Origin of the sequence: Anaerococcus sp., assembly GCF_030825785.1 — a bacterium.
Classification (GTDB): Bacteria; Bacillota; Clostridia; order Tissierellales; family Peptoniphilaceae; genus Anaerococcus.
On sequence record NZ_JAPJPG010000043.1, the window covers coordinates 2057 to 13200 of the forward strand.

The window sequence follows — 11144 nt, forward strand, 5'->3', positions numbered from 1 at the left end:
ATATATAACAAGCTAGGCAGATCTTTTCCTCTAGCATATTTTCTTATAATTTTAATTTCTGCTCTTTGGATTTCCTTGCTATATATTAAATATCATATTTTTTAAATTTCTAAATTTTAACTTTGACGAAAGTGTTTTCTTTAAGTCAAGATCTTTTTACTAGAGATTTTTTATAGATATTGTTCAAGTTATATATATTTTTTTCTTTTAGAACTAGAATTTTGGACTCATATCTTTATATATATAATGTAGAAATATGAATTAGTAATTTGACTAAATTTAGACATACTAACAGATTGTTATTATTGATATACTTCTTATTTGTCTTTTTACTTAAGAAGTCATTTGTTATTTCAAAGATAAATTTGTAAAATATTATTTACATTAAATATTTTTAATGAAGCTTATTAAGAAAACATTTTTATGAATTGACAATGGTATTTAATTATGTTACATTTATTTATAGATATATAAAATATTTTATAGATTGTTTCTTAGAGTAAAGGAGTTAGTTATGAAATTGAAAAACAAGATAGGAGCGCTTCTTCTTGCTTCTTCTTTCATCTTACCTTCATTTGTCGCTTTATTTCCTAATCAGTCTTTTGCAGATGACGATTATGAATACGATATCTACATAGATGAAGGTGAAGATTTAGAAGAAAGTGATGACATTACTGAGGAGCTTTTAGAGGCTAATGAAATAGATCTTGACCAAATTAATGAAGATTATGATCTGGGTCTAAGTGATGAAGAGTTAAGACAAGAGGCTTCTGTTCTTATGGGGGCAAGAATAGAAGAAGATAAGGCTTACGACATTCCTTTGATGAAAGAGGCGGAGAATGAATTAGCTTTATTATCTTATGATAGAGCTATAGATTTACCTAGCAATCTTAATGTGGATAATCCTCAACAGTTTTTCTATATAGGTTCAATCGGAGTTAGGATTCAGCTTTTAAGAATGGTTTCTAGCTTTATTAATGAAATGACTACGGTTAATATCTACAAGATTCAGGAAGCTCATAATTTGACTGCTCAGATTTGTTTTGAAGCTGTTATGGTTGCTATAAATCCTTTCAATGGAAGAAAAGATGTTCTTAGAGCTATAGATAAGTTTGATTCTAATAGAGAAAAGATTAGAGCTATGAGAGATATGACTTCTGGAGATCTGGCAACAGTTTATGTGAAAAGACTTATGAATAAGAATATAAGGGAAGCCAGAAAGATTTATAATAGGTCATTTTACCAAGGAGATTATGGAATTGCTGGCAAGGAAGCCTATATACAAAATATTTTTAAGGCAGAGGTTAATGATATAGCAAGAGAAGTCAACAAGAAAATCACCTTCGGTCAGCTATTAGAGCTTGATGCGAGACTTAAGTCTGCTACTTCCTCAGTGCTTTTATCTAATGAGGTCCTTGCTAGTAACATCTGGCTGAGGGATGTGATTCAGCCAGAGATTAATAGACAAAATAGGTTGAAGTCAAGATATAGACCTAAGATTAGCCAGGAAGATTTTGATATATGGCAAAGGTTGGTTAAGACTTTGACTGATAGAAGACGTGAAAGAGATATAAAGTATGAGGAAGTTGCAGATGCGGTTTATGACCTATGGGATTTTAATTCTTTCTTGTTAGATAAATATCCCGAAGTCTTTAGTGGGGAAGAGTTAGGTGCTTTCGATTTATATCTTCCACAAACAACTATCGAACCTTACCAAGTTGCAAGCATAACTTGGCTCGTATCACCAACTTTTGATAAAATACCAGCTGGTATGCAGGCTTCTGGATCTAGTATAATTATTGGATTTGGAAGTCAGAAAGCCCAACGTGGTCCTTATGAATCTTATGTAAGTCAAAGGGCAAGTCTGAGGGATGAAATTGTTACTACTAGTATGGATGGTGAGAATCCGGATCTTATATATCCTGATTTTACTAATCCAAATTAGTATAAATTAAATTGTAACTATAGTGAGTATTTAGGAGGAAAATACTATGAAGAAAAAAATCGCCGCTATAGCACTTGCTGCTGCTATCCTAGCTAACGTAATTTCACCTACAATAGCAAGTGCTGACAATGAAGAAGTTACTGATGTGGGTCAATATTCTTTAATCGAAGAATATGAGGAAAATTTCCCACAAATGTCTGCAGAAGATGAGCTAGAAGGAGCTACACTTTTAGAAAACAATCAAGTGAAAAATGTACCTTTGATGAAGGCTTATCAGGAAGATCTTATAACTCTTGCAGAAGATAGGTCTTTTGATCTGCCACCAGCTGCCCAAAAGTTCAATGCTGAAACAATTTACGACCTAGATTCTATTGCTCCAAGAATCAAACTTCTAGGACTTACAGGAATTTTCATCCACAGATGTTCTACAGAATTAGTCTATAAGGTTCAAGCTGCTCACAGCAAGGCCGCAGGTGAGGTTGCAGTTGCTATAATTACTGCTCTAAATCCTTTCGCATCAGTAGATGAAATTGAGCAAGCTTGCGAGAGAATATCAAATGTAATGGATGAGCTGGTACAAATGCCAGACTTGACAGCTGATGACTTTGCAACTGTTTATCTAAAAAGAGTATTTAATAAGTCTCTTTCTGATGCAAGAAGGCTACAAAACAACTATTATAGGGACGACCTTTCAGAAGTAGGAGTAAAGGGTAAGAGAGAATTTGTAAGAAACTCTCTAAGAAAAGAAATCGATGATATTAGTCGTGAAAGTAGCAAACAAATTCAAGTTAAAAATCTTATAGAACTAGATGCAAGATTAAAATCTTCTTGTATCCAAGCCTTACTTGAAGAAGACATCTATGCTAGTCCAAAATGGCTAAGCGGGACTATAGATAAACAGCTTAACGAAATGAGAGCTATCAAGAGTAAAACTAATAGATATCTATCAAATGAAGATAGGGCAAATTTTGATAAAGAACTTAGAAAAGCAACTGATGTAAGAAGAGCAAGAGACGTTTCTTATCAAAGAGCTGCAGAAGGTATTTATATTTTAAGAGATTATATAACTGAATTGAGAGAAAAATATCCAGAAGAATTTGAATCAGCCCTAGCTCTTAGAGACGGAGAAGCTATAACTTGGAGAGAGTTTAATGTACAATCTCAAACTCCAGATCCTGCAAGAATAGCAAAGATTCTTTGGTTAAATAACCCATCATTCGACTTCTTACCAGATGGATTTAATCCAAGTGATAACAATGATATAATTGTTGGATTTGGACATGACACTGACGAAATTGAATATGGTTCCTATGAAACTTACACATACAATAGGGATAGGTTAAGAGCATCTGAGGAGACAGTAGTTCCAGACTTTGGAGAGGAAGAAAGTGAAGAATCCGAAGTTGATGATGGATACCTAATATTTGATTTTAACTAAGTAAATAAATACTATTAAATAAAAGCTGTTTGAAAAATGTTTAGTGGACTTCTATGTATTTTTCAACAGCTTTATTTATAATTGGAGGGAAAATGAAAAAAATATCAAAAATCAAAGCTAGCTTATTATCTTTGATTATAGCCACTACAGCTCTTTCTCCTAGTTATGCACAGGAAGAGACTGATAATAAGGATTCTATAGTCGACTTTGAAAATGTTGACCAAAGTCTGTTCCTTGAAGAAGATGAAGTAATAGACGATAAAAAAATAGATAATGACAATTTTAATAAAGAGCCAATCGTATCAAGAGCTATAAAAGAAGACCCATATGAAATTTATACTGATTATTCTGCAATTGATAGATCGACAATGAGGAAATTTTTCCCAAATGTCTTCTTTAGGTCTGTAAGTAGCTTCAATGCAGACGTAGCTAGCAATTCCTTATATGATTTAAGAGATGAGGGAAGGGTAACTTCGGTTAAAGATCAAGGACCAAACGGATCTTGCTGGGCTTTTGCTACATATGGATCTGCCGAATCAGTTCTAATGCCTTATGAGAGGATGGACTTTTCTGAAAAACATATGAGAAATACTCATGGTTTTGACTGGGGCCCAAGTGAAGGGGGAACTAGGACTGTATCAACAGCATATCTTGCAAGAAGATCTGGGCCAGTTCTTGAAAAGGATGACCCCTATGATATATATGGGACGAATTCTCCAGAAAACTTACCTGTAGCTAAGGAACTTACTAGGGCTATCTTTATTCCTGATAGGAGAGATTCAAATGATAATCAACTCCTTAAGAAAATGATTATGGAAAATGGTGGAGTCTACTCTGCTGTTATGGGAGGAGATGAACATCTTAATAAAACAACCATGGCCCACAATTACCAAGGATCAGCTGCCCCAAATCATGCCATAACTATAGTTGGCTGGGATGATAATTATTCTAGAAAAAACTTTAAAATAACCCCTCCTGGAGATGGAGCTTGGATTTGCAAAAACTCTTGGGGTACTGGCTGGGGCAAGCAAGGTGGCTACTACTATGTATCATATTATGATAAAAATATAGGTAGCCAAAACTCCCAATACATCCTTGAAGACATAAAAGAAAATGAAAAAATATGGCAGTACGATAAGCTGGGAATGACAAGTCAAGTAGGACTTGGCGAGGAGTCTTACTATGCCAATGTATTTGGACCAACTGAAGAAGATATTTACTTAAGAAATGTTGGTCTATGGACTTCTGCCAATAATTGTGAATATGAAGTTTTTATCAATACTAATGTCGATCAAAATGGAGGTCTAGCCCACAAGGAATCAATTGCTTACGGGACTATGGAATATGCCGGTTACGAAAAAGTAAGGGTAGACGATACTTTTATCCCTAAAGGATCGAAATTTGCAGTTATTGTTAGGATGAAGACTCCTGGTTACAGGTATCCTATTCCAATAGAACGTCCTATAAAAGGATTTTCTTCTAAGGTAGATGCTAGTAGCGGACAGTCTTTTGTAAGTAAAGATGGGGAGAAATGGACAGACCTTACGGATCAAATTAAAAATGCCAATGTCTCCCTCAAAGCTTTTACTGTTTCAAAAGACTTTATAGATGATGATAGCAATATAGAAAATAAAATAATTAGCATCAAGTTTAAAGAAAAAGAAAAACTGATGAAAATTGGGTCAGAAGAAAAAATAAAGGTCGATATTGAGCCTCAAGATAGTGATCCTAAAGACATAAGATGGGAAAGCTCTGATAGAACAGTTTGTAGGGTTGATAGTGAAGGAAATATCAAAGCAGTAGGATACGGAGAGTGTGTAATTAGTACTAGAGCTAAATCTTCAAGCAAGGTCTTTGATACAATGCGAGTTAAAGTAGATGAGGCGAATGCAGAGTTTAAGGCTAATATTATAACTGACAAGATGAACTATCTACAAGGAGAAAAGCTTGCCGTAAATGTCTCTATGAGAGATCAAGATCAAAACCAAATTGCAAACAAAGATTTAACTTGTGAGATAGTAACAAGTCACAATCAAAAGTTTAATTACAAGCTCAAAACCAACCTAACTGGTGAAGCTAACTTTAACGTTAGGCTTGATAACAATGCAGCTATAGGAAAGTATAAGCTAAACATTTATTATAAAGATAAATTAATCGGTATCAATACCTTCAATGTTGAAAGCAAGGACTTCACTCCAAGTATAGAAAATCCTCTTTTTGTAACAAACACTTTAGAAAGAGAAGCTATTAGACCAAAAGATGACCTAAGACTTGTAAGTACTGTTACTGATAAATACAAGGAAATAAAAAGATACGCTAAGGTCAATATGACCCTTATAAGCCCTAGCAATAAAGAAACGAAAAGACTAATCTACACGGATAGAAACGGTCAAGCAATCTTTGATATTGATGGAGAAGACCTATCTGAAGAAGGTAACTACAAAATAAGAATCGATGCTAGCTTGTCAGGTTTTGATGATTATACAGAAATACTTGACCTAAAAGTAGACTCTAACACTCCTCTAATGGAAAAATTAGACCTAGATATAAAGATAGACAAGAATGAATTTATGTTAGGGAAAGAAAAGGTTGATGCGAGTTTTTTAGTAAGCCATAACAATGAAGCTATCAGAGATGCAAATGTCAGGGTAAGTCTTACAGATGCTAATCAAAAGTCCTATGATCTTGACTTAAAAACTGATGAAAATGGTAGGGCAAACTTCTCTATGGACCTAACAGCTGCCAATATAACTGGAGTTTATAAATTAGAAGCTACTGCCTACAAGGAAGGCTATTATGATACTAGTAAGGATACAGAATTTTTTGTCAAAAAAGATGGCAAATTCTTAAATATATCTTTTGATTCGGCCAAAAAAGACTATAAGTTAAATGAATCAGCCTATATAAAAATTCAAGTTAGAAATGAAAATAACGAGCCTAAGAGAAATGCTTCTGTAGAAGTAACCATAACCGATCCAAACCAAAAGGAAACTACGATGAGGAAGGTTACAGACTACCAAGGCTACGTATTTATCTATCTAACTCCAAAATTAAACACATCCAAGGGTGAATATACAATAAAAGCCTACACAAGTGCCTACAACTACCCATCTACATCATCGACCTATAAGATTAGATTTGGTAATGATGAAATAGACTATAGGCAGTTAAAGCTTGCTATAAAAAATAAAAAGGAAGAATACTATGAAGACGAAAAGGCTAAGATATTCTTCAAGAGTCTAGACGAATATGGAAACCCTGTAGGAAATTCAGAAATTGGTGTATCAGTTAAGACAGCTGATGGAAATATATTGATTGACAAGACTAGTACAGATGATAAGGCAGAAGGATCTTGGGAGTTTAAACCAGATCTAAAAGCAGGCACCTATACTATTAGTCTAAAGGCCAACAAGTCAAACTTTAAGTCCGAAACTCAATCTATTAGCTTTAAGGTAAAAGAAAGAGAAAAGCTTGATAAGATAAAGGCAGATATTAACTTTGATAAAAATATATACGAAGAAGCGGGGAAAGTACCTGTAGCAATCAAGATAAAGGATGAAAATGACAAAATTCTTCCGAATGCTTCCATTAAAGTCAAAATCACTAATAGAAAAGAAAAGAAGGAAGTGAAACTAGTAACTGATAAAGAAGGAAAGGCAAGATTTGACCTAGACCTCAATACTAGGGGCAAGTATGAATTAGATTTTGCTATTAGTAAAGATGGATACGAAAATCTAAGTCAAAGAGAGTTGATATTCCTAACATCTCATAAAATACCAAAGGCAGAAAAGAAGGCTTATGAAAAGATAAAAGCTAAAGATCTTAAAGACTTCTTAAATAAAGAAAAAGCCTTGGTCATTGATACCAGAGACAGATCAAGTTACGAAGAAGCGAGTATTGAATCATCAATCAATATTCCTTACAAGGATAAGGACCTAGATAAATTCCTAGATTATTTAAACAAGCAATCTAAAATACTCCTAGTAGGAGATAGGCATGATATGGACGGCTTGTTAGAGAAAGTTAAAGAAAAAAGATTTGAAGAAGTCTATGAAATAGAAGAAGGCATAGATGAATATCTTAAGATAAGTGGTCTATCCGACTATAAAACATGCGATATTAATGTAAATATTCCGAACAACAGAGTTAGGAGAAAAGATATCGTAGAGGTGAATGTTGAAATAAAAGATAGGGATAGCAAGAAGGGGCTTTCTAATAGAAATATCATATATACCCTAACAGATCCTTTTGGAAGAAAAGTATCCTACAATAGGCAAACTGATAAGTATGGACGCCACCTACTAAGGATTGGAACTAATGATAGGACCAGCCTTGGCAAATACAAAATAAAAGTCCAACTACTTGACACAGACTACAAAAATCCTTACTCTACGAGAGACTATGAAATAATAGATCAAAATACCCCTCGCAACTTACAAATGAAGGCAGATGTAAAGACAGATAAAAATATCTATGAACTAGGAGATAGGATCAACGTAGTAATAAGTGCAAAAGATTTGAACGATTCCTTAATTGATAAGGTAAGTGCTAGGGCAAGTCTTGTAAATCAAAATGATGAAGTGATGGATGAAATAGAGGAGATGTCAGATGATAAGGGAAATATAAATCTAAGTTTCAATACATCTGATAGATATGCTCTAGGAAAATACAAGATAAAGATTTATTTAAATAGAGAAGGCTTTAGTGAATGTAAGAAAGAGTTGGATATCCAGATAGGTGATTCTAAAGAAACAGATGAAGAAGTAAAACCTGATGATAAAGATGATGAAAATCCAAAAGATTCGGATGACTCAAAGGAAGATGATGATAAAAAGGATGAAGAAAAACCAATCAATCCAATAGATGTGGAGGTAAAAGAGCAAAACTTCCCTCTATCCTTTGACGGAGCAGAAGCCCTTGACTTTTTCACAGCAACTGACGATCTAACAAGGATAAATGTCAAAAATAAATACGCCTATAATTATAGCAACTTTGTCCTATACAATACGGACAACAAGGCTATGAAGATAAAGGACATAGTAGATGGGAAAAGACCGAGCATCTTTTTAATGGGTGATAGACTTGATTCTACATCAAGGGCTATGTTTGAAAATTCATCTTCGATAAATGACGAAGCCTTTAACTTCATAAACGTAGTGACTAACGGTAGCGTGAGAGACCTAGAGGAAATAAGCAAGGGCAAGGTTTATAGAGATAATTTCTATAGGGGGAATTCTATAAATGGACAATTTAGGTCTAATAAAAATCAAGTAGTAATCCTTGATAAAAATGGGGCTATGATTAATGTATTCCCATATAAGTCAAACTATGAATTATTAAAAAGATTTAATATGTCAAATGGTTACTATGCAAGTAAGGATGACTATAATCTTCTAGGAGAAGAAAACTTCCCAGAAGATTATCCTATGTCTCTTGATCAAAGAAACGATAGGGACGACTACAAAGGTGTAGATGAAAACGAACTAAGATACAATGGAAATTACGGTCATGATTTTTCCAAGATAAATTTACTCAAAGGAGATAACTCTAGGATTAATATAAGATCAATCGGAGAAAATAAAACAAAAATTCTTTTAATAGGAGACTATAGGAAGGAAGAAACTATCAAAATGTGGGAGAATGCCAACTATATCAAAGACGGTAAATTCGATCTAATAAATGTTTCCTACCTCGGAAGTCAAGCTGCTATTAATAGAGAGAAAGAAAGATTTGGATCCTTGTGGGATGTTAAAGATGAAATCTATATGTCTCCTTCCTTCAACTTAGCTTTCAATACACAAAAGCCAAGCATTGTAGCTATAGATAAGAATGGAAGATTATTATTTAGTAAGTCCTACGAGACTAATGAAGATATCAAATACGTAATAGATAGAACAGTCGATACCTTTGCAGTAGAAGAAACTGTGACTGATTTTTATAGAGAAATAGAAGATTTAGATATCCTAGAAGAAGTTGATGATACAGAAGAAGACCCTAATAAAATATATCCAATGACCCTTGAGCAGAGGGATGAGAGAGGTGACTATAGGATCTTTGAGCCAAATGAGAAAGAAATCAGCAAAAAATATTACGGTAAAGATATGAATATGTACTTGATGGGAGATATGGATGGAGAATATTCCTACATCAAAGACTTCCTATCTAGTGATATAAATGTATTCTTAGTAGGTTCTCCTAATGACAATAGGTCAAGAATAATGTGGAAAAATTCTTATTATCTAGATAGAGAATCTATAAATCTAGTAAAAATATCTAATTATGGTGGTCTAGACGATTTGGATACAATGTTTGAATCTTATGACATGAACGATGTAGCTGATAATTTCTACTTTGGTGGAGAGAAATACGACTTTGACAAGGAGCTTTCAAGTCCATATGTCCTAATAGCAGATGGAGATGGTAGATTATTGTTTGCAATGAGCTACAGGTCCAATGAAGATGTAGAAAATCTAGTAAATAGATCTCTTAGAACAAAATATTCAAGTGAAAAGCAGGAAGAAAACTTCCCACAAATAGGAGATTTAAAAGTATCTACAGATAACAGAGACCATGAACCAACATATGTCGAAAGTACAGAAATTGAAGGAGCCTTTCCTCTAACTTATGAGCAAAGATTACATAGGGGAGACTACGATAATTTAAGAGATAGTGAAAAGCTCGCTAATAAGAGATACTACGGAAGAGATATCAAAAATATTAACCTCTTAGGTCTTGATAATAAATACTCAAGAATTTCTGCTATCCAAGATGATAATCTTACCCTCCTAATGTTAGGAGACTACAAGGAAGAGTCCACCCAAGATATGTGGCTTGATACCAAGGACTTAGTTAGTGATGATTTCTCAATTAAACTTATAAATACTATAGGGTCTACTAGACTTTTAGCAGAAAGCATAGAAGAAAATGAACTGGATTTAGATGAAATATATACTAATGGAAATTCCATATTTTATCTGAATACTAGGAGAAATAACACCATAGTAGCTATAGATTCTGAAGGAAAGGTAGTCTTTATAAAAGATTATGATGACCTAGATGATGTCAAATATGTGCTCGATAGATGCGTAGATACAAAATACACAAGAGATATAGTATCAACACAAATTCCAGATTTGTTTGATGTATCATTCGAGTAGAGTAAAGGGGATAGAAATATCCTCTTTTTCTTGTTAGAAATCTTCTAATATGGTATTATTTACTTAAGTAAAGAAATGAAAAGAGGATATATGAAGGTTGATAAATAAGGCATATTAGCCTATATGTAATACAGAAATTAAGTTTATTTTGCCCATGGTGAAAAACTCCGGCATATTAATGGCACCATGCGATGATAAACTAAGATAGATCTAATATCAATTTTTACCAAAATGGAATAATATAATAATAATTTTACTGAATGTAATCGGTAGTCAATGGTACAATTTACTTTAGTCTTATTTATTATACTGTCTCAATTTAAAAAATTAATATATTAATATCTATTCTTCTAATCGCGTATAATCCTAAAATTAATACAAGCAAATCAAACCAAGTTTGTAATTAGTACTTTGTAAAATAAAAAATAAAGACAATTGAGATTTTACACATTAAAAAATACTTGACAAGGGTAGTTTACAATAGTAAACTAATTTTAAAGAGTGCGTTTACGAATGTAAACAATAAGGAGGAAAAAGAATGTGTACAACAGTAGCTAGTACCCATATAACTGATGCTGAATGGGAAGTCATGCGTGTAGTTTGG

The 11144-nt window shown here is 33.3% G+C and carries 3 protein-coding genes; all 3 read left to right on the forward strand.

Annotated elements, in window-relative coordinates:
• Window positions 1-514 precede the first annotated feature (514 nt).
• The 3 genes from RCH56_RS06400 to RCH56_RS06410 all read left to right on the forward strand — a co-directional run bounded on the left by RCH56_RS06400 (window position 515) and on the right by RCH56_RS06410 (window position 10540).
• Entirely contained in the window at window positions 515-1945 is a 1431-nt protein-coding gene (locus tag RCH56_RS06400; RefSeq protein ID WP_306484148.1) for a CAMP factor family pore-forming toxin, read from the forward strand.
• Between the two features lie 46 nt (window positions 1946-1991).
• Window positions 1992-3383, forward strand: a complete 1392-nt coding sequence (locus RCH56_RS06405; RefSeq protein WP_306484149.1) for a CAMP factor family pore-forming toxin — start codon at window positions 1992-1994, stop codon at window positions 3381-3383.
• A gap of 92 nt (window positions 3384-3475) precedes the next feature.
• Window positions 3476-10540, forward strand: coding sequence for a lectin like domain-containing protein (locus RCH56_RS06410; protein WP_306484150.1), 7065 nt, complete (start codon window positions 3476-3478; stop codon window positions 10538-10540).
• Window positions 10541-11144 lie beyond the last annotated feature (604 nt).

Coding starts and splice junctions, on each gene's coding strand:
- RCH56_RS06400 (WP_306484148.1), top strand. CDS start 515: ATGAAATTGAAAAACAAGATAGGAGCGCTTCTTCTTGCTTCTTCTTTC.
- RCH56_RS06405 (WP_306484149.1), top strand. CDS start 1,992: ATGAAGAAAAAAATCGCCGCTATAGCACTTGCTGCTGCTATCCTAGCT.
- RCH56_RS06410 (WP_306484150.1), top strand. CDS start 3,476: ATGAAAAAAATATCAAAAATCAAAGCTAGCTTATTATCTTTGATTATA.